General features: G+C 60.9%; 12 protein-coding genes. 3 read left to right on the top strand and 9 right to left on the bottom strand.

Annotated features, from left to right (window positions below):
- Positions 1–142 precede the first annotated feature (142 nt).
- Genes HU749_RS17515 through HU749_RS17490 form a run of 6 tightly spaced genes read right to left on the bottom strand, consistent with a single transcriptional unit; the run spans position 143 to position 6,986 of the window.
- Positions 143–1,780 carry a BatD family protein gene (locus HU749_RS17515; protein ID WP_079305537.1) on the bottom strand — a complete coding sequence of 546 codons (1,638 nt, stop codon included), beginning with the start codon at positions 1,778–1,780 and terminating at the stop codon, positions 143–145.
- On the bottom strand, positions 1,777–3,513 hold the full coding sequence (locus HU749_RS17510) for a tetratricopeptide repeat protein (RefSeq protein WP_079305539.1): 1,737 nt from the start codon (positions 3,511–3,513) through the stop codon (positions 1,777–1,779). Before HU749_RS17510 ends, HU749_RS17515 begins: the two co-directional genes overlap by 4 nt.
- Complete coding sequence (locus HU749_RS17505; RefSeq protein ID WP_046062757.1) at positions 3,510–4,589, bottom strand: vWA domain-containing protein; 1,080 nt, start codon at positions 4,587–4,589, stop codon at positions 3,510–3,512. Before HU749_RS17505 ends, HU749_RS17510 begins: the two co-directional genes overlap by 4 nt.
- The gene (locus tag HU749_RS17500; protein ID WP_046062756.1) at positions 4,582–5,076 is read right to left on the bottom strand and encodes a DUF4381 domain-containing protein; all 495 of its coding nucleotides are present in this window, start codon (positions 5,074–5,076) and stop codon (positions 4,582–4,584) included. Before HU749_RS17500 ends, HU749_RS17505 begins: the two co-directional genes overlap by 8 nt.
- Positions 5,073–6,017, bottom strand: coding sequence for a DUF58 domain-containing protein (locus tag HU749_RS17495; protein WP_014339082.1), 945 nt, complete (start codon positions 6,015–6,017; stop codon positions 5,073–5,075). Before HU749_RS17495 ends, HU749_RS17500 begins: the two co-directional genes overlap by 4 nt.
- 9 nt (positions 6,018–6,026) lie before the next feature.
- Positions 6,027–6,986, bottom strand: a complete 960-nt coding sequence (locus tag HU749_RS17490) for an AAA family ATPase (protein ID WP_003202654.1) — start codon at positions 6,984–6,986, stop codon at positions 6,027–6,029.
- A 585-nt stretch (positions 6,987–7,571) separates the two neighbouring features.
- Between HU749_RS17490 and HU749_RS17485 the strand changes: the two genes are divergently transcribed.
- Positions 7,572–7,940, top strand: a complete 369-nt coding sequence (locus HU749_RS17485) for a DUF6124 family protein (RefSeq protein WP_079305541.1) — start codon at positions 7,572–7,574, stop codon at positions 7,938–7,940.
- 508 nt (positions 7,941–8,448) lie between these two features.
- Here HU749_RS17485 and HU749_RS17480 read toward each other — a convergent pair.
- Both HU749_RS17480 and HU749_RS17475 read right to left on the bottom strand, forming a co-directional pair.
- On the bottom strand, positions 8,449–10,164 hold the full coding sequence (locus tag HU749_RS17480; RefSeq protein WP_079305543.1) for an ATP-binding cassette domain-containing protein: 1,716 nt from the start codon (positions 10,162–10,164) through the stop codon (positions 8,449–8,451).
- A gap of 33 nt (positions 10,165–10,197) precedes the next feature.
- On the bottom strand, positions 10,198–11,370 hold the full coding sequence (locus tag HU749_RS17475) for a YcaO-like family protein (RefSeq protein WP_225919101.1): 1,173 nt from the start codon (positions 11,368–11,370) through the stop codon (positions 10,198–10,200).
- 713 nt (positions 11,371–12,083) lie between these two features.
- Here HU749_RS17475 and HU749_RS17470 point away from each other — a divergent pair.
- The gene (locus HU749_RS17470) at positions 12,084–14,237 is read left to right on the top strand and encodes a WG repeat-containing protein (RefSeq protein WP_186650821.1); all 2,154 of its coding nucleotides are present in this window, start codon (positions 12,084–12,086) and stop codon (positions 14,235–14,237) included.
- A gap of 206 nt (positions 14,238–14,443) precedes the next feature.
- Here HU749_RS17470 and HU749_RS17465 read toward each other — a convergent pair whose 3' ends face one another.
- Positions 14,444–14,797 (bottom strand): hypothetical protein, encoded by a 354-nt coding sequence (locus HU749_RS17465; protein WP_046062747.1) that lies wholly within the window; start codon positions 14,795–14,797, stop codon positions 14,444–14,446.
- Positions 14,798–15,223: 426 nt separating this feature from the next.
- Here HU749_RS17465 and HU749_RS17460 point away from each other — a divergent pair, with 426 nt between their 5' ends.
- On the top strand, positions 15,224–20,092 hold the full coding sequence (locus tag HU749_RS17460; protein ID WP_186650823.1) for an NAD-glutamate dehydrogenase: 4,869 nt from the start codon (positions 15,224–15,226) through the stop codon (positions 20,090–20,092).
- The last annotated feature ends 12 nt before the right edge of the window (positions 20,093–20,104 follow it).

The raw sequence follows: 20,104 nt of genomic DNA, 5'->3' as shown, positions 1-20,104 counted from the left end.
CGCTGGATCCATGAACACCGATCCTGTGGCAAGGAGATTTATGTGGGAACAAGGCTTGCCCGCGAGGAAGGCGACTCGATTTCTGAGGGACCGTGCTCCCACATAAATCCCCTCGCCACAAAGGTTACGAAAAAAAGCGGGTTTATTTGGGGTACAGCGGCGGCAACCCCGAATCACCCGCCGAGTCCACCCCCCCTTCGGTGGGCGGGATGGTACGGATGGCCCGCCACAAGTCCTCGCCTTGCCAGTGCTGGCCGGTCTCGCTGTAGAGCGCGCCGTTGAGGCCGTCCAGGGCGTCGGACAGCGGCACGAAGCGTGCCGCCATGTCGGCCAGGGTTTCCGGCTGTTGGCGGGCCCAGGCGTCGAGTGCCTGGCGGGTGGCGTGGGAGTCGTTGGCCAGGCAGGCGCGCTTGAGGTCGTCCAGTAGGGTGCGCGGGCTGGGCCCGGCCTGGGTCGCGCGCAGGACGGCGGGCTGCGAGCGGGCCCGCCACCACAAGCCGAAGCCGAGCAGCGTGGTGCAGGCCAGGATCAGGCTGCTCAATTGCCAATACCACAGGGTGTCGCTGTCGACCGTCGTGACGATCTGCGTCGTACTGGCCGGCGTGTCTACCATCAGGCTCGGATTGTTCGCCACCTGCAGGGTCCGCGCCGGAAGGCTGGTGCGGTCCAGGTGATCTTCCAGGGTGTTCCACCAGACCACTTCCACCGGTGGCAGCTCGATGGTCCCGCTGCGGTTTGGCACCAGCGCCTCGCGGTCTTCGCGGCTGCCCACAAGCCCGCGCTCACTGCTGCGGCTGCTGAGGACCGGTTGGTCCGGGTAGCGCCGCAGGCCATTGATCTCGGTGGCCGGCAGCGGTGGCAACTGGGCGCTGGCCAGGCCTTCGGCTTCCAGGGTCAGGCTGCGGGTCAGGGAATCACCGACCTGGCTGTGGGTCGGTTCCGGGCTCCAGCTTTCGCTCAAGGACAGGCTGCGTGCCGGCAGCCAGGGTACGTCGGCCGGGTAGCTGGCAGGCTTGGGTTTGACGCTCAGCAGCAGTTGCTCGGAGCTGACCCGCATCAATTGGCCGGGTTTGGGGCCCGAAGGGGCGGCGTCCTGGGCCACCGGTTCGACCAGGGTGGCGCTGAATGCCTGGGCTGGAATCGTCAGCTCGCCACTGCGCTGTGGGTAGATGCCATACCGCAGTTCGATCACCCCATGGCGCACATCGTTGATGACTTTTTCATAGGTACGCGATTCGCCCAGCTGTTCGGTTCGGGCATCGGGGATGTGCAGCGGCGTCAGGCTGCTGTCGTCGTACAGCGACACCGAATGGTAGATACGCAGGGTCAGGATCGCCTGGGCCTGCACGTATACGTCGCGCTGGTCGAGGCTGGCCTCGATGAACACCGGCGCCAGGGTCCCCGAGGCGTTGCGGGTTTCGCTTTCGATCACTTGCAGGGTGATCGGCTGGCTGGTCACTTCGCCCAGTTGCAGCGACGGAATGACCACGGTGCCGCTTCGGCGTGGCAGCAGGGTCACGATCCAGCGGGTGGTGGCGCGGTTCTCACCGTCGAGGGTCGTCAACTGGTTGACTTGGCGGGTGCCACGCACATCGAACAAGGCCTGGAGCGGGCCGAGGTCAGGTTTGCCGAACAAGGTGGCGTCGTTGGATTCCAGGGTCAGTTCCACCGTTTCTCCAGAGTTCAGGCGGCTGCGATCCACACTGGCAGTCAGCTGTACAGCCTGGGTCCCAGAGGCCCAGAGCAGCAAGACGAGGAGGTAGGCGGTGAAGCGGGTCATTGGGTTTTTCCCTGGGCCTGATGGCTTTGCTGTTCATACCAGAATTTACGCCTGAGCAACTCGCCCGGATTATCCGGGATCTGGCGCAGCCATTGTTCCGTTGCCTGGCGCTGTTCTTCTTCATTGCGCTGGCCGGCGGCGGGACGCAGCGGCGGGGTGGTGGTCTGCTCGTCCGGCAGCTCGCTGCCCGGCACATCCTGGGCGGTGGGCGGTTGTGCCGTCCGCGGTGGCTGGGATTGGTCCGGCGTCGCGGTTGCCTCGGCGGATGACTGGCCCGGTTCGGAAGACTGGCTGGGTGAATCGGCATCCGGTGCTTGTTCGGTGGGGCCCGGTTCCTCGCTTTCGGTGGGCTTGGGCTCCTGCGCCGGTGGTGTCTGCTCGTTCAACAGGCTCTGCACCAGGGCCTTGTTGGTCTGGGCAGGGCGCAGGTCGGGCTGTAACTCCAGGGCTTGTTCGTAGGCATCCAGTGCGGCTTCCAGCTCACCGCTGCGGGCCAGGGCATTGCCACGATTGTAGTGCGCGCGGGCGTCGTTGCCTTCGGCGAAGCGCCGGGCAGCTTCGCTGTATTGACCGGCTTCGTACAGGGCAACGCCTTGCCACTGGCTGTCCTCGAAATGGGTGGCCGCCTCGGCGGGACGCTTCTGCTTGAGCAAGTGCTGGCCCTGTTGGTCGGCGCGCAACCACAGGTCCTGGAACTCGAAGGCATGGCCGGTTTGCGGCAACACGAACAGCAGCGGCAGGCAAAACAGCCAGCCTCGCCGCCCGGCGCAGGCGGCCAGCAGCAACAGGGGCAGGAGCAGCCAATAGCCCTGGTCGGCCCAAGTGTCCAGGCGCAAGGTTTGTCCGTCGCTGCGCAAGTGGCGAGGGCCGGCCAGCAGGCCCAGGCCGCGCAGGTCGCTGTCGTCCAGCCGCGCGGGCCGGTAGCGGCCATCCAACTCATTGGCGAAGGCCTTGAGGCCCGGGCTGTCCAGGCGTGGCACCAGGATCGCGCCCTGGGCATCCTTGAGGTAACTGCCATCTTCCTGGGCAACCGGGGCGCCTTCGCGGGTCCCGATACCCAGCATCAGCCATTGCGTGGCGGATCCGTCGAGGATCTGGCGGATGCCTTGGCGTTCCTGTTCATTCAACGACGAACCGATCAGCAGGATCCGACCGTGGCCGAGTTCGCCTTGGTCCAGCAGGGCCATGGCCTTGTGGACGGCCAGGTCGGCACGATGGCCGCCTTGGGGCATGATCGACGGCGTGAGGGCTTCGAGCAGGTTGGCGCTGGTGGCCAGATCGTCGGACAGCGGCACCAGCGTATGGGCGCTGCCGGCATAGACGACGATCGCAGTCTGGGCATCGCTGCGGTTCTGCAACAGGTCCAGTACCTTGCGCCGGGCTTGTTCCAGGCGCGTGGGCGGAACATCGGTGGCGAGCATTTCCGGGGTCAGTTCCAGCACCACCACCAGCGGGTCGGCGGGTTTCTGGCTGGTCTGTTCGACCCGCGCCCAGCTTGGTCCCAGCAACGCCAGCACGATCAACAGCCAACCCAGGCCCAGGGCAATCCACGGCAACCGGCTTTCCCGGCCACTGCCGCCGCTGAGCAGCACGGCATGGAAGGCGGGCGGCAAGATCATCTGCCAGCGGCCCACGCGTTTCTGTCGATGCCACAGTTGCCAGAGCAACCAGCCCAGCAACGGCAGCAGCAACACGAACCAGGGGCGCAGCCAGTGTGGCCAGAGGGCGATCATCGACGCCTCCGCAAGCGCAGGCGCTTGAGCCGCTGGCGCCACTCGGTGTGTTGGGCCGGCTGGAACAGCGGCTGGTTGAACAGGCGCTGCAACGGATTGTCCGGCCAGCGCGCGCGGGCCACCAGCAACATGCTCAACAGCAGCGCAACGGCCAGGGGCCAGTGATACAGCGCCTGGGCAGGGCGCGCCTGGGTCGGTTGCTGGGTCACCGGTTCGAGCTGGTCGAGGGTGGTCTTGATCGCCAGCAATTGCTCACCATCCTGGGCACGAAAATAACGACCGCCCGTGGCCTGGGCAATGTCCTTGAGGGTCGCCTCGTCCAGGTCCAGGCTCGGGTTGACTCCGAGAAAGCCCGCCGTGCCGCTCTGTTCCGGGTCGGCACCGATGCCGATCGGGTAGATTTTCACACCTTCGTCGGCGGCCAGTCGCGCGGCGGTCAGTGGGTCGATTTCGCCGCCATTGTTGGCGCCGTCGGTGACCAGGATCAACACGCGGCTGTGGGCCGGCCGCTGGCGCAGGCGCTTGAGGGCCAGGCCGATGGCGTCGCCGATGGCAGTATTCTTGCCGGCGATGCCGATGCGTGCCTCATCGAGCCAATGGCGCACGGTGCGGCGGTCGAAGGTCAGTGGTGCCTGCAAGTAGGCCTGGCTGCCGAACAGGATCAGGCCGACCCGGTCACCTTCGCGGCCTTCGAGAAAATCCCCGAGCATATGCTGGACCAGCGCGAGGCGACTGACGTCTTCGTCCTTCCAGTGCATGTCGGGAAAGTCCATGGAGCCCGAGACATCCACCGCCACCAACAGGTCGCGGCCGCTGGCGGCGATGGGCAACGGTTCCCCCAACCACTGCGGTCGGGCAGCGGCGATCAGTAACAGCAGCCAGAGCAGGATGAAGGGCGACTGTTGCCGCCAGGTTGGCAGATTGGCCCGGGCTCGCCGGCCCACCAGGCCTTCCAGGTCCCCGAGGAAGCTGACCTTGAGCGCCGGCTCGCCGCTGTCGGCCGCCGGCAGCACCAGGCGCATCAGCCAGGGCAGCGGCAACAGGGCAAAAACCCACGGCCAGGCGAACTCAAACATGTTTGCGAATCCAGATTTCGACCGCCTGGGTCAGGCCGGCGATGGCCTTGTCATCGAGCTTGCATTCGGGTTTGTAGGCGCCTTCCACCAATATCATCCAGCGCGTCAGGCCGGCGGCCGGGCAACGGTTATCCAGGAAGGCCAGCCATTTGCGCCCGTTGAGGGTGTGACTCTGGCTGTAAGGATAGTGGTTGCGGCACAGGCGCTTGAGCAGCCCGTTGAGCTGTTGCAGCCAGGCACCGGCCGGTGCACCGTCGTAGGGCTTGGGCAGCCGGGCGAGTTCGGCCAGGGCGGCCAGGCGCACCGGGTCCAGGGGTTGTTCGCTGCGGGCGGTGGTGCGCTGGATGGGAATGAACCGGCGCAATTGCCACAGCCCCAGGCCCAGCAAGGGGATCAAGACCAGCAGCAACCACCAGCCCGGTGCGGGCGGCCAGAAGCCGATGGGAGGCGGGGCCATCAGTGGCTGTAATTGATCGAGGCTGCTCATCGGCTTTTTCCGGCCCGCTTGGGGTTCAGGTATTCGCGCAGTTGCTCGACCATATCGCCCTGGGTGCTCAGGGGCATCATCAGGATCCGCAGTTTCTGCGCCAGCAATTCCCAGCGCTCCTGGCGCGCCTCGGCCTGGGCGCGATAGGCCTGGCGCAGTTCGAAATTCAGGGTGTCGAGTTCCAGTTGGGCGCCACGCTGGGCGAAGCGCAGCAAGCCGGCGGCGGGCAGGGCGTGATCCAGCGGGTCCGACAGCGGCAGCAGCAACAGGTCGCAATGGCGCGACAGCAGGCTCAGTTGCTGCTCGGCGCTGTCGGACAACGCACGCTCGTCGCAAATCACGATCACCAGGCTGCCGGGTCTTAGCACTTCCCGGGCCCGACGCAGGGCGATGCCAAACGAGTCGCGGTCCGGCTCGGCCTCGGTGTGCAGCGATTGGTTGACCCGCACCAGCCGGTTGAGCAATTGCAGCAGGCTCTGTTTGCTGCGTCGCGGCTTGACCTCGTAGTGGGTGTTGTTGCCGAACACCAGGCCGCCGACCCGGTCGTTGTGCCCCAGTGCGGCCCAGCCGATCAGGCTGGCGGCCTGGGCGGCGAGCACTGACTTGAACACCAGCCCCGAGCCGAAGAACAGCCGGTGGCTTTGCTCGATCATGATGAAGATCGGTCGCTCGCGTTCTTCGTGGAACAGTTTGGTGTGGGGCTCCTGGGTCCGGGCGGTGACGCGCCAGTCGATGGTGCGTACGTCGTCGCCGGCCTGGTAGACCCGCACCTGGTCGAAATCCACCCCGCGTCCGCGCAACTTGGAGTGATGCAGGCCGATCAGCGGACTGCGCTGTCCCGGTGTCGAGAACAACTGCACCTCGCGCACGCGATGGCGCATCTCGATCAGCTCCGAAAGGCTGACGCGGATGCCCGGTGCGGGCGCCAGAGGGTTATTCATGGTGCATGCTCAAGCGACAGCGACGACGTCGAGAATCCGCTGCACGACCCGGTCTTGGTCGATGCCGGCGGCCTCGGCTTCGAACGACAGAATGATGCGATGGCGCAGCACGTCGAACAGCACGGCCTGGATATCTTCCGGGCTGACAAAGTCGCGTCCGGCCAGCCAGGCGTGGGCACGGGCGCAGCGGTCCAGGGCGATGGAGCCCCGTGGGCTGGCGCCGTAGGCGATCCACTCGGCCATTTCCGGGTCGAACTTGGCCGGGTTACGGGTGGCCATGATCAGTTGCACCAGGTATTCCTCCACGGCGTCGGCCATGTACAACCCGAGGATTTCCTTGCGCGCGGAGAAAATCGCCTGCTGGCTCACGCGGCGTTCGGGCTTGGTCTCGCCGTTCAGCGCTTCACCCCGGGCCTGCTGCAGGATACGGCGTTCCACCGCGGCATCGGGAAAGCCGATCTTGACGTGCATCAGGAACCGGTCGAGCTGGGCTTCGGGCAGCGGGTAGGTGCCTTCCTGCTCGATCGGGTTTTGCGTGGCCATCACCAGGAACAGCGGCGACAGTTCATAGGTGCTGCGCCCGACGCTGACCTGGCGCTCGGCCATGGCTTCGAGCAAGGCCGACTGGACCTTGGCTGGAGCGCGGTTGATTTCGTCCGCCAGCACCAGGTTATGGAAAATCGGCCCTTGCTGGAACACGAAACTGCCGGTTTCCGGACGGTAGATTTCCGTACCGGTGATGTCGGCGGGCAGCAGGTCGGGGGTGAACTGAATGCGATGGAATTGCGCTTCGACGCCTTCGGCCAGTTCCTTGATGGCCTTGGTCTTGGCCAGCCCCGGCGCGCCTTCCACCAGCATGTGGCCGTCGGCAAGCAGGGCGATGAGCAGGCGCTCGATGAGTTTTTCCTGGCCGAGAATCTGCGTTGAAAGAAAGGTTCGCAGCGCCAGCAGCGCTTCACGATGTTCCATCGGTGACTGTTCCTGGAAAGGGTGGCCCCAGGCGTTCGGATAACGCCGGGGCTGGGGGCGTTACTTTAATGCATGGTGGGGGGTGGCGACTAACGGGATTTTGATCGGCCGTGTGAATTGTGATCGGCTTGGAAACATTGTGGGGTGGGTTTGCTTGCCATGAATCCCACCCGGACAGGCGCACTTACCCCGTGGCGAGGGAGCTTGCTCCCGCTTGAGTGCAAAGCGCTCACAAAATGAAGGGGTGTTTATCCGGACGTAGGAGTGCTCTGGAACAGGCTACGTTGTCTTGCGCCATTGCCTACGACTGCGCCAGAATTCGCCGGCTTGTGCGCTTGGGAGGCAGGTTCTATCGTTTCCGGGTCGTTGAGGAATCAGCGATCGGGTTTGGTAGCCCGGTTTTCTGGCGCAGGTGCAGCCTGATATAGGGGGCTTTTCGTCCTCTGTTTTATGGTGGTCATGCGCAGGGCGTCCTTGGACGCGCCGGGTTGCCAGGTAACCGGTCTACCAACCTTCGTATGGCCACCTCCCCTTCGTTTGGTAGCGAGAGAGATGGCTCCAATTTTCTAATCTGGAGTTTCATCTATGTTCAAAGTAACCCCCAACCCACCGAACACCGATTCGTCCTCACCGCGCCCAAAAACCAAGTCCCAAAAACACGACGAAGTCACCGACCGAGTCCTCGACCATTACCTAAACCCCAAACCGGACAAGCCCGAAGCAGAACCTGCGCCCGGCCAACTCTTCACCGTCAACAAAGACATCGACACCGAAAGCTTGCTTGCCTACCTCAGCGAAACCCTGGCTTCGGCCAATGCCATGGCCAATGACCTGGCTTTCGACCTGGACGGTTCACGCCGGCATTTCCTCCTGGGCATTCAGCAACTGATCGAACTGGGCAGCCTGCTGGCGAACCGTGCACTGGACAACATCGAAACCCGTCAGCCGACATAACCCCGTGGCGAGGGAGCTTGCTCCCGCTGGGCTGCGCAGCAGCCCCAAACCGAGCCGGCGCGGTTCCCCATACACACCGCGCCCGCCGGGCCTGCGACTGCTACGCAGCCGAACGGGAGCAAGCTCTCATGGAACAAATTACAACCCCATGTTTTTAAAGTACTTTTAAACAAGCTGCAATGTGACTCAGTTGGACCGCTATTCCCGTGTGGCGAGGGGATTTATCCCCGCTGGGCTGCGCAGCAGCCCCAAAAGCAACGACCTCGATCTTACTGACACACCGAGTTGTCTGGTTGGGGGCCGCTGCGCAGCCCAGCGGGGATAAATCCCCTCGCCACAAGACCTGTTCCCTGCGCGACAGCGCAGTGTCGAAGACGCGGCGGGGACTCCCTCGCCACAAGGGACTTGTGGCATTCCTTAAATCCTGGACAAACCGCAAAACCTTGGGAGCGAGCCTGCTCCGGCGGCGATCCGACGATGACGGCAGCAGATCCAGCACCCTATTTCGCTAGTTCTGCGTCCGAATCTCATCCACCAGAAGCTTGACTGCTGGCCTGTCGACCAGCTCCCGCCACGGACCATCCTCTACGATTGCCCCGTCATGCATCACAATGACCCGGTCAAACCGATGCAGGTGGTCAACGTCATGGGTGACACATATCAACCCCTGCCCGGCAAAAACGTCGAATAACAGGTCCCAAAGAGGCGTGGTCAGCCTAGGTTCGATGGATGCGCTTGGCTCGTCGAACATATTGAATTTCCCGGGCTTGTTGATCAGGCGCAGCAGTGATAGGCGTTTGGCTTCGCCTCCGGAGATATTCGATGCATTTTCGCTGACCTGCCGTGTTGTCACGATCTCATCCAGTTCCAATTGCCGTATGGCTCTAGACAAAATCGGCGATGCGCAGCCTCCGAACAGAACCGATTGTTCAAAAGAGCCTTCCAGAAACCGCGGTTGTTGGGGGCAATATCTCAAGGCGTCCAAGTGAGCTTGACCGGACAAAAGTGAGACCGGTACCGAGTCGATACTCAGTTGGTCTCGCTTTGATGCATCAAGTCCGGCGAGGACTTCCAGAAAAGTGGTTTTGCCTGCGCCGCTAGGCCCCGTAACGGCCACTGACTGCCCTTGAGCAAATGCCAGGGGGCGCTTGATCGACAGGCGAAGCGGTCCCGCTCCTGCGACTTCGCAGGGGCCGAGTTCCAGAACTGAGGACCGCTGGAAATCAACCCAGGCCAGCCGATTGCTGCGATCGAAATCCGGAAGTGATAGCAGACCCTGAAATTGACGCTGGTCTGCAAGGAACTGATCAAGAACACGATACCCTTCAGTCAAGGTTGAAATACTGAGCAGATAACTCCCCGCGATTGAAAAAATGGCAACCAGCTGCCCGACACTGATACTGGGATGCCCCGAAAGCTGGTCCAGGACGCCCCAATAGAGCAATCCCCCAGTGGAAAGGCTTACGAACAGTATCTTGGCGGCGCTCAGCAGGCCGCCAGAGGATGCCGTAGTCACAGCAGCGTCGGCATAACGTCCGAACGCCGCGTTCAACGGGTGCAGGGCAGTGGGTATGGCACTTTCCAGTTTTATGGTTTTTCCCGCGTTGAGGGTGTTGTAGAGGTGGGCACTTAACTCATCTTCCTGCTCATTGACTGCATCAATGTGCCTTCTCCGCCATTTGATAATTTGATGGGTAACAGCCAGATAGATAATTCCGAACGCCGTCATGCTCAAAAAAATTTCACTGTCCCCTATGTAAATAAAAGCAGCCCCAACAACTATGAATTCCAAGAGTACGGGAAGTGCGATGGTCACAATGAAAGTGAGTAGTTGTTCGTGCGCAGTAATTCCGCGCTCGACCGATTTTATGAAATGGCCGATTCTCCAAGAGTTGAATAACGAAAACTCTTTGCCTATGAGTTCGGTGATCCACTCAATGGAAGCCTTCATGATAATACTCTGTACCAGCTTGGACAGCGCATGGAGCTGCAGAGGAGTGATGATGGCATGAATGCATCCCGCGACAATCAGGCCTGTCGTCAGTGCGAGCAGGGTGCTGGATGCTGGGTTTCTGTCGCCTTGCAGGGTGTCGATGATGGTTCCGAGTAACAGTGGAGGGGCAAGTGTGATGAGCTTGAGTGCGATGATTGTGACTATCGTCATTGCTAGAAGTTTGGTGTGTTTTTTATAGGCGTTTTTTATCATTGCCCGGATGCTATGCATGTACTCGCTCCTGGTTGCTTTGTGTTCGATAATTCAACCGCGTAACACGTACTGCGGTACCACCAGACGACCGTTTCTAATGATATTGAATCGCTCAAGTCCTGGAATATAAATTTGAGTGACGATGCTGTTGCTTGAAAAGCGGGCTACGGTTCGGCGGAATATTTTCATTCCTGTGTTTGATAGGTTTTTTTGCAGTTTTTCCAGTTGTGCGGAAACTGTCGTGGAGTTGATATGTGCAGGGGCGTCAATTGTAGGAAGTGTCGCTGTTGTGACGGGTGCGAAGTCAATCAAGTGTTTCAGGCGTCTTGATTTAGATAGTAGATCAAAAGTTTCTCTATCTATAGATTCTTCAGCGGCATCATATAAGTCCTCGGACTGGAATTGTTCAGTAACTGCCCTTTGGATTGCAGTATGGATCTCAAGCGAGCATCCGGAGCCAATGGGTGAAAGATGGTGAACTCCAGGGCCCGCTTTGGGAAAAGCCACTGCAAAGTAAACTGACAGCACATCCTTGATAATGATCACTTGCAGTCTGTTCGCTGACGCCAAGGCAGCGGGGTGGCTCCTCAGCGCTGTTCGAAGCAACGCCGCAGAAGGTGTGTATAGTTCCATTGCCGGACCGAGGCCACAGACAGCCATGTAGAAAAGAGAGAGGATATGCCTTTCGATTGTTTCGTGGGCACCATGTAACAGTGCTTCGTTCTCTGTGCAGCCAAAAGCAATTCCTGAGTTTGATGAGTAGCGAGATAAAAAGCGCAGTGCAGAATTCGAATCTTCGTGGATGTTTTGCGTCGTTTCAGGGCGTAGAAGGACGCACGGAGCGAATAGCTCTTCATTGTTATTGAGCGAGGTAAGCCTGAAACATTCGATTAATTTTTCGGTGTAAGGCAGGCTGGTAAAAATCCCATCTTCTGTAACTGCTTTTTGAGTAGCTATCTTGTCGGAGCGGTATCGTATGGGAGCATCAGCAAGAGGCTGGAACGTGCTGAAGTGTTCAATGCTTTCTGCCAGTGCGCCTATTAGTGAGTCTGGTCCCTTGCCAGCCCCCGATTCAACGAGGTTGTCGTTGCCATCAAATAATTCGGCCGTCGCTACTAGCTTGGATGGTGTCGTATACCGTGTTACTGCACTGAGGTCCAGTGTGTGGAGCGTAGACATGATATTGAATAGCGCTTCGGTGGGTGATAGTTCTCGTTCTGACATATGGATCTCCGTTAAAGGATGCCGAAAGGAGATCCTTTCGGCATCTGTTCGCCGATATTTAATCGGTCACTGGCTTAATTGGTCAGCGACGCAAAAAAAACGGCTTCCGTTGCGAGGAGGTCTTTAGAAAGGCCTAATGCCTGCGGCAGGCCAAAAAAGGTATGATTTATTTCAGAGCGTTTCCTACCCATGTCGATTTACTCCAATGTAGTTAATGGGCGTCGCGACGCGAGCGTCCAACTTGCGTTTGTTCGCAAGTGATTAATTAATAACATTGGGGTGAGGTGAAGGCTATTGCGCGACTTCCGAGGCTGACGTAGGTTCGTTCTTGCCGTTGAGTAGGAGGGGGGTGTAGGAATGTAGCTGCTTTGTTGAAAGTGTGGTTGCTCTCTACTGTTTTCGCCGTTTGGGATGTTTATATTATTTTAAGAAAGGATCAAAAGGATAGTCTGGCAAGGTTACGGCGGTGTTCTAATGCGGGGGTGCCCGGAAAGGTTGTGTTGCGTGCACATCTAAATGAACAGGGTTGCCATCGCTTCCCGCATCTAGTGGATGGCAGAGCCGACGTGTGGCCTCGCCACCTTGAGTGGACAGCATTGCCTCTATGGTGAGGGCACGAAGAGCCAAATCGGCGCCACCCAGCCGATTTGCAGCGCGCCAAGCCGTGTGGTTAGCTGCCAACCTCTCCCAGCCCCTTGACTGCCGAAGCCTCCATGAACTTTACCCAGCCTCGTTTGAGATTGCTGTCGATACTGAGTGTGACCCTGTTGGTGGTGGGCTGTACGTCCTACACCCTGTTTCGCCATAGCGGCGCGCCGGTGGATGAAGGTTTCGCCGCCGAGCAACTGAACGAAGGGGGTATGGAAGACATCGGCACGCTGGCACCGCCCGAGGTGGAGAAACGCCTCAACTATTTGATTCAAGACACCGGTGAAACCCTCCGCTCCCTGGAACTGCTCAGTGACGCGCAATTGAGCCTGAGTATTGAGACGACCGAGCCTGCCCACGAGCAGCCGTTGCAATACGAGCCGCTGTTTGTGCCGTTCACCAGCGCACAACTGAAGGCTGAACTGGCGTCGATCCAGGGCCTGCGTTTTGCCCAGAGGCTATTCGCCGACGGTTCCGAAGTGAGGCTCGACACCAGCAATCTTGATCCGCTCTGGAAGCGTGCAGCGACGCCGGATGAGCCGGCGGCGGAGCAGTACTTGCCGCAGCGCCTGCGGTTTCGCGATGGCAGCGAGAAAACCTTCGCCGAGCTCAAGGCGCCGCCCAAGGTCGAGCCCGACGACATGATCGCGTCCCATGACGCCTTCGCACTTACGGTGAACAAACCTCTGGCGAGTCTCGACCTGACGGTCGCTTACCGCAGCTATCCGGCGTTCAGGAAAGTGGTCCTGGACAAGGATCATCCGAAGGTGACCCTGGACGACGGCCAGTCCTTCCAGCTCACCGCCCTGGGTGATGGCAGCGCCTCTGTGCGCTTGAGTACGCCGAAAATGTCGACCTTCGTGGTGCAGGGGCTGGACGACGCGGGCAAGGCGCTCTACAGCAACGGCAATAACTCCCGGGCGTTTCCCTCCGACAGCGATATCGCGGCGTTGCATGACTATTACAAAGCGCTGCTGCAGACCAAGGACGATCTCAAGCAGCTCAAGACCGGCCAGGCGGTGCAGCAGCAATTGGAGCGCTTGACCGAGGCGCTGGCCGCTCAGGCGGGGCCGTTGCAAAACACCGAGGTCGACTACCAATTCGAGGCCACCCCGCAACGCATCGTCATCCATGTGCTCGATCCGATGGAAGACAACTCCGTGGAGTTCACCCAGGTCGACAACGTCCTGGCAGCCCAAGCGCGCTACATCGCCCTGGACCGGAGGGCCGAGCGCTACGGCTTCATCGACCAGGCCGGCCAGTGGTTGATCAAACCCCGTTGGGTGCAGGTACAAGATAGCCAGATGGCCGATACCTACACGTTGTTTTCCCCGGAAAAGTCCAGCGACCCGGACTCGGACTGGCAGCCGTTGCGCAGCCAGCTCGCCTATTTTCCTGCCGGTAGCAACAAGCTCGTGGACCTGCCGTTCGAAAACATCGCCGAGGCGTTGAGCAATGGCCTGCTGTTGGTGGAGCGTGAAACCAACGGCCCTTATGGGCTCTACGATGCCAGGAGCCATCGTTTCGTGTTGCCGATGAAGTTCGTCAACCCCACCGTGACCGACAACCTGTTCATCGCCCGTCTCGGCATGCGAACCGATGTCACGGAAGGCCTGTACGGTGCCTATACCCTGGATGGCAAGCAGATCCTGCCGATGCAATTCTCGGGCATCGAGCACAGCGCGGGTTTGCTCTACGCCAGCTCCGCCGATCGGAACCGCCAGGATGTTTTCGACCTGGACGGTAAACGGATCAACCTGCCGGGTGACAACGTGATAGGCCGGTTTGTGGGCCAGCAACCACTGCTGGTGCAGGACACTAAAAGCCGGAAATTCGCTTTTATCGATCGCCAGGGCGCGCGGCTAGCCATCAAATTGCCGTATGACGACGTGACGCCGTTCTCCAACGGCATGGCGGTGGTCGGACGCGATGGCAGCTATGGCGCCATCGACCTGGCGGGCAGGTTGCAGGTGCCGCTGGATTACAACCAGATCAACGCGTTCCAGACCCGTTACGCCGCGGCCATCCGGGCCGGTGGTGGTTCCGGGCTGGTCTTGATCAGTCAGAACAACAAGGTGATCAAGGAACTGGGCTCCTACACCAGCATGAAGGTGCCGGATAACGGCAATGAGGCCCGTTACTACGTGAGAGATCCGAATAACGATGACGAGTACCTGGTCTATGACGCCGATGGCAATCTTGTGAAGAAAGAGCAATAGCGGCAACTACGCTGAACCCGTGGCGAGGGAGCTTGCTCCCGCTCGACTACGCAGCAGTCGCAAGGCGGCCTATGCAGCTTGCCCATCACATCGCAGCGCCTGGTTTTGGGGTTGCTGCGCAACCCAGCGGGGGCAAGCTCCCTCGCCACGGGGTGCCTTTGGATCAGGGGTGGCTGATGCCACAGGAACGTGTTCGTGTCCGGATCTCAGAGCTGGCTTATATAGGTACCCGTCCCCTTGAGGATGTTCTGCAACGTCAGTTCCACTTCCGCCAGGTCCGCCGCATCGGTGTCGTGGATGATTTCCAGCACGTCGTCGCCATTCAGTGCATCGGCATCCGCCGGGGCAATTTCAATCAGCAAGCGGGTAGGGCTGAGGGTGACCTTCACGCCGTCCAGTGTCGAAGGCTCGCCATCGAGGGCGATTTCCAGTTCGTCTTCGTCGGGGTAGCGCGTCATCAGGAACATTTCGCCCTGGGCGCTGTGGCAGCAGAGCATGGCCATGTTGTCTTCTTCATCGTCGCACGGGTTGGCGATCAGAAGGGCGGTAGTCATTTGCATGGTGATGGCTCCTGGCCGGATGCATGTGCTGGGCAAAAAGTGGATTCTGCCAGCCTGAAGGATTTTCTGCAGGTTTACCGCCTTGGGGTGCCGTTTGGTCCCCAGCCTGCTAGGGTTGTTCGGTGCGCAACGGCTGTTTAGCTTGCCGATGACCGAATATGTCGCAGCGCTGCAAGCAGGCACATTGTCGCACTCGTTAAGCTGCGCAACGGATGTGCACCTGCAAAGGCCACCCCTGGGTGGTTTTTGCAGGTGTCCATGACATGAAATTACATGGAAAAGGATGTGACCTGCCGGTCCTGTCCAGCTTCACCCACCTGTCATCCTGTTTCCTCTGCCCGAGAATCAGGAACGGGATGGCCGACAGCCCCGCAGGGGTTGCACGCGACGCTTCAATCAATAACAAGCCCAAGCGGAGTACCACAGATGGCGTTCTTCACCGCAGCCAGCAAAGCCGACTTCCAGCACCAACTGCAGGCGGCACTGGCGCAGCACATCAGTGAACAGGCACTGCCACAAGTGGCGCTGTTCGCTGAACAATTCTTCGGCATCATTTCCCTCGATGAACTTACCCAACGCCGGTTGTCCGACCTGGCCGGCTGCACCCTGTCTGCCTGGCGCCTGCTTGAGCGCTTCGATCACACGCAACCGCAGGTGCGCGTCTATAACCCCGATTACGAACGCCACGGCTGGCAGTCGACCCACACGGCCGTGGAAGTGCTGCACCACGACCTGCCGTTCCTGGTGGATTCGGTCCGTACCGAGCTGAATCGTCGCGGCTACAGCATCCATACCCTGCAAACCACCGTGCTGAGCGTGCGTCGCGGCAGCAAGGGCGAGTTGCTGGAAATCCTGCCAAAAGGCACCCAGGGCGACGACATCCTGCAAGAGTCGTTGATGTACCTGGAGATCGACCGCTGCGCCAACGCCGCCGAACTCAACGTCCTGAGCAAGGAACTTGAGCAAGTGCTGGGCGAAGTGCGCGTGGCCGTGGCTGACTTCGAACCGATGAAAGCCAAGGTCCAGGAAATCCTCGACAGCCTGGACAGCAGCGCCTACGCCATCGACGCTGATGAAAAGAGCGAGATCAAGAGCTTCCTGGAATGGCTGGTGGGTAACCACTTCACCTTCCTGGGCTACGAAGAATTCGTGGTTCGCGATGAGGCCGATGGCGGCCACATCGAATACAACCCTGATTCGTTCCTCGGCTTGACCAAATTGCTGCGCGCCGGCCTCACCGCCGAAGACCTGCGCATCGAAGACTACGCCGTCAATTACCTGCGCGAACCGACGCCGCTGTCGTTCGCCAAGGCCGCGCACCCGAGCCGCGTACACCGTCCGGCCTACCCGGACTACGTGTCGATCCGTGAAATCGACGCCGACGGCAAGGTGATCAAGGAATGCCGCTTCATGGGCCTGTACACCTCTTCGGTGTATGGCGAGAGCGTGCGGGTCATCCCGTACATCCGCCGCAAGGTCGCGGAAATCGAGCGTCGCTCGGGCTTCCAGGCCAAGGCGCACCTGGGCAAGGAACTGGCCCAGGTGGTCGAAGTGCTGCCCCGTGACGACTTGTTCCAGACCCCGGTGGACGAGCTGTTCAGCACCGTCATGTCCATCGTGCAGATCCAGGAACGCAACAAGATCCGCGTGTTCCTGCGCAAAGACCCGTATGGCCGTTTCTGCTACTGCCTGGCCTACGTGCCACGGGACATCTACTCCACCGAAGTGCGCCAGAAGATCCAGCAGGTGCTGATGGATCGCCTGAAGGCCTCGGACTGCGAGTTCTGGACCTTCTTCTCCGAATCCGTGTTGGCCCGCGTGCAGTTGATCCTGCGAGTGGACCCGAAGAACCGTCTCGACATCGATCCGGTCCTGCTGGAAAAAGAAGTCGTGCAGGCCTGCCGCAGCTGGAAGGACGACTACGCCAGCCTGGTGGTCGAAAGCTTCGGCGAAGCCCAGGGCACCAACGTGCTGTCGGATTTCCCGAAAGGCTTCCCGGCCGGCTACCGCGAGCGTTTTGCCGCGCACTCGGCCGTGGTCGACATGCAGCACCTGCTGAGCCTGAGTGAAAAGAACCCGCTGGTCATGAGCTTCTACCAGCCGCTGGGCCAGGTCTCCGGCCAGCGTGAGCTGCACTGCAAGCTGTATCACGCCGACACGCCGCTGGCGTTGTCCGACGTGCTGCCGATCCTGGAAAACCTCGGCCTGCGCGTGCTGGGCGAGTTCCCGTACCGTCTGCGCCACACCAACGGCCGCGAGTTCTGGATTCATGATTTCGCGTTCACCGCCGCCGAAGGCCTGGACCTGGACATCCAGCAACTCAACGACACCTTGCAGGACGCCTTCGTCCACATCGTGCGTGGCGATGCCGAGAACGATGCGTTCAACCGCCTGGTGCTGACCGCCGGCCTGCCATGGCGCGACGTGGCGCTGCTGCGTGCCTACGCCCGTTACCTGAAGCAGATCCGCCTGGGCTTCGACCTGGGTTACATCGCCAGCACCCTGAACAACCACACCGACATCGCTCGCGAGCTGACCCGGTTGTTCAAGACCCGCTTCTACCTGGCGCGCAAACTCACTGGCGATGACCTGGAAGACAAGCAGCTGCGCCTGGAGCAAGCGATTCTCTCGGCCCTGGACGACGTCCAGGTGCTCAACGAAGACCGGATCCTGCGTCGCTACCTGGACCTGATCAAGGCCACCCTGCGGACCAACTTCTACCAGACCGACGCCAACGGCCAGAACAAGTCCTACTTCAGCTTCAAGTTCAACCCGCACCTGATCCCGGAACTGCCGAAACCGGTGCCCAAGTTCGAGATCTTCGTCTACTCGCCACGGGTCGAAGGCGTGCACCTGCGCTTCGGCAACGTTGCCCGTGGCGGCCTGCGCTGGTCCGACCGTGAAGAAGACTACCGCACCGAAGTGCTTGGCCTGGTAAAAGCCCAGCAAGTGAAAAACTCGGTGATCGTGCCGGTGGGCGCCAAGGGTGGTTTCCTGCCACGTCGCCTGCCATTGGGCGGCAGCCGGGACGAGATCGCGGCCGAGGGCATCGCCTGCTACCGCATCTTCATCTCGGGCCTGTTGGACATCACCGACAACCTGAAGGACGGCGCGCTGGTACCGCCGGCCAACGTCGTGCGTCATGACGACGATGACCCGTACCTGGTGGTGGCGGCGGACAAGGGCACTGCGACCTTCTCCGACATCGCCAACGGCATCGCCATCGACTATGGCTTCTGGCTGGGCGATGCGTTCGCCTCCGGCGGTTCGGCTGGCTACGACCACAAGAAAATGGGCATCACCGCCAAGGGCGCGTGGGTCGGCGTGCAGCGCCACTTCCGCGAGCGCGGCATCAATGTCCAGCAAGACAGCATCACTGTGGTGGGCGTCGGCGACATGGCCGGCGACGTGTTCGGCAACGGCTTGTTGATGTCCGACAAGCTGCAACTGGTCGCGGCCTTCAACCACCTGCACATCTTCATCGACCCGAACCCGGAGCCGGCCAGCAGCTTTGCCGAGCGCAAGCGGCTGTTCGACCTGCCGCGTTCGGCCTGGAGCGACTACGACGCCAGCATCATGTCCGAAGGCGGCGGTATCTTCTCGCGCAGCGCGAAGAGCATCGCCATCTCGCCACAGATGAAAGAACGCTTCGACATCAAGGCTGACAAGCTGACCCCGACCGAGCTGCTCAATGCCTTGCTCAAGGCACCAGTGGACCTGTTGTGGAACGGCGGTATCGGCACTTACGTCAAGGCCAGCACTGAAAGCCACGCCGATGTCGGCGACAAGGCCAACGATGCACTGCGCGTGAACGGCAACGAATTGCGCTGCAAGGTCGTGGGCGAGGGCGGCAACCTGGGCATGACCCAACTGGGTCGCGTCGAGTTCGGCCTCAATGGCGGCGGTTCCAACACCGACTTCATCGACAACGCGGGCGGCGTGGACTGCTCCGACCACGAAGTGAACATCAAGATCCTGCTCAACGAAGTGGTGCAGGCCGGCGACATGACCGACAAGCAACGCAACCAGTTGCTGGCGAGCATGACCGACGAAGTCGGTGGCCTGGTGTTGGGCAACAACTACAAGCAGACCCAGGCCCTGTCCCTGGCGGCGCGCCGTGCCTTCGTGCGGATCGCCGAATACAAGCGTCTGATGAACGATCTGGAAGGCCGCGGCAAGCTGGATCGCGCCATCGAGTTCCTGCCGTCTGAAGAGGCGATCAACGAGCGCGTCGCGGCGGGCCATGGCCTGACCCGTGCCGAACTGTCGGTGCTGATCTCCTACAGCAAGATCGACCTCAAGGAAGCGCTGCTCAACTCCCTGGTACCGGACGACGATTACCTGACCCGTGACATGGAGACGGCTTTCCCGCCGACGCTGGTGAACCAGTTCTCCGAGGCCATGCGTCGCCATCGCCTCAAGCGCGAGATCGTCAGCACCCAGATCGCCAACGACCTGGTCAACCACATGGGCATCACCTTCGTTCAGCGGCTCAAGGAGTCTACGGGCATGAGCCCGGCGAACGTTGCGGGTGCGTATGTCATTGTTCGGGATATCTTCCACCTCCCGCACTGGTTCCGTCAGATCGAAGCTCTGGACCACCAGGTCTCGGCCGACGTGCAACTGGAGCTGATGGACGAGTTGATGCGCCTGGGTCGTCGCGCCACGCGCTGGTTCCTGCGCAGCCGCCGCAACGAGCAGAACGCTGCCCGTGACGTCGCGCACTTCGGTCCGCACCTGGCCGCGTTGGGCCTCAAGCTCGACGAACTGCTGGAAGGTCCGACCCGCGAAGGCTGGCAGACCCGCTACCAGGCCTATGTGGCCGCCGGTGTGCCGGAGCTGCTGGCGCGCATGGTTGCCGGCACCACGCACCTGTACACCTTGTTGCCGATCATCGAGGCGTCCGACGTCACTGGCCAGAACGCCGCCGATGTGGCCAAGGCCTACTTCGCCGTGGGCAGCGCCCTGGACATCACCTGGTACCTGCAACAGATCAGCGCACTGCCGGTGGAAAACAACTGGCAGGCACTGGCCCGTGAAGCGTTCCGCGATGACATCGACTGGCAGCAACGGGCGATCACCATCTCGGTCCTGCAGGACGGCGACGCGACCCAGGACGTGGAAACCCGCCTGGCGATGTGGCTTGAGCAGCATCACGAAATGGTCGAGCGCTGGCGCGCCATGCTGGTGGACATCCGTGCCGCCAGCGGCACCGACTACGCCATGTACGCGGTCGCCAACCGCGAATTGCTGGACCTGGCGTTGAGTGGTCAGGCGGTCGTGACGGCCAACTGATCCGGCGTTGAA

This window comes from Pseudomonas ogarae, from assembly GCF_014268695.2.
In the GTDB taxonomy this organism is placed as follows: Bacteria; Pseudomonadota; Gammaproteobacteria; order Pseudomonadales; family Pseudomonadaceae; genus Aquipseudomonas; species Aquipseudomonas kilonensis.
Note: the sequence above shows the minus strand (reverse complement) of the source record. Positions and strands in the feature narration are given on the sequence as shown.

Excerpts from the sequence above, each read along its gene's own strand:
- HU749_RS17515 (WP_079305537.1), bottom strand. The coding sequence starts at position 1,780 with ATGACCCGCTTCACCGCCTACCTCCTCGTCTTGCTGCTCTGGGCCTCT.
- HU749_RS17510 (WP_079305539.1), bottom strand. The coding sequence starts at position 3,513 with ATGATCGCCCTCTGGCCACACTGGCTGCGCCCCTGGTTCGTGTTGCTG.
- HU749_RS17505 (WP_046062757.1), bottom strand. The coding sequence starts at position 4,589 with ATGTTTGAGTTCGCCTGGCCGTGGGTTTTTGCCCTGTTGCCGCTGCCC.
- HU749_RS17500 (WP_046062756.1), bottom strand. The coding sequence starts at position 5,076 with ATGAGCAGCCTCGATCAATTACAGCCACTGATGGCCCCGCCTCCCATC.
- HU749_RS17495 (WP_014339082.1), bottom strand. The coding sequence starts at position 6,017 with ATGAATAACCCTCTGGCGCCCGCACCGGGCATCCGCGTCAGCCTTTCG.
- HU749_RS17490 (WP_003202654.1), bottom strand. The coding sequence starts at position 6,986 with ATGGAACATCGTGAAGCGCTGCTGGCGCTGCGAACCTTTCTTTCAACG.
- HU749_RS17485 (WP_079305541.1), top strand. The coding sequence starts at position 7,572 with ATGTTCAAAGTAACCCCCAACCCACCGAACACCGATTCGTCCTCACCG.
- HU749_RS17480 (WP_079305543.1), bottom strand. The coding sequence starts at position 10,164 with ATGCATAGCATCCGGGCAATGATAAAAAACGCCTATAAAAAACACACC.
- HU749_RS17475 (WP_225919101.1), bottom strand. The coding sequence starts at position 11,370 with ATGTCAGAACGAGAACTATCACCCACCGAAGCGCTATTCAATATCATG.
- HU749_RS17470 (WP_186650821.1), top strand. The coding sequence starts at position 12,084 with ATGAACTTTACCCAGCCTCGTTTGAGATTGCTGTCGATACTGAGTGTG.
- HU749_RS17465 (WP_046062747.1), bottom strand. The coding sequence starts at position 14,797 with ATGCAAATGACTACCGCCCTTCTGATCGCCAACCCGTGCGACGATGAA.
- HU749_RS17460 (WP_186650823.1), top strand. The coding sequence starts at position 15,224 with ATGGCGTTCTTCACCGCAGCCAGCAAAGCCGACTTCCAGCACCAACTG.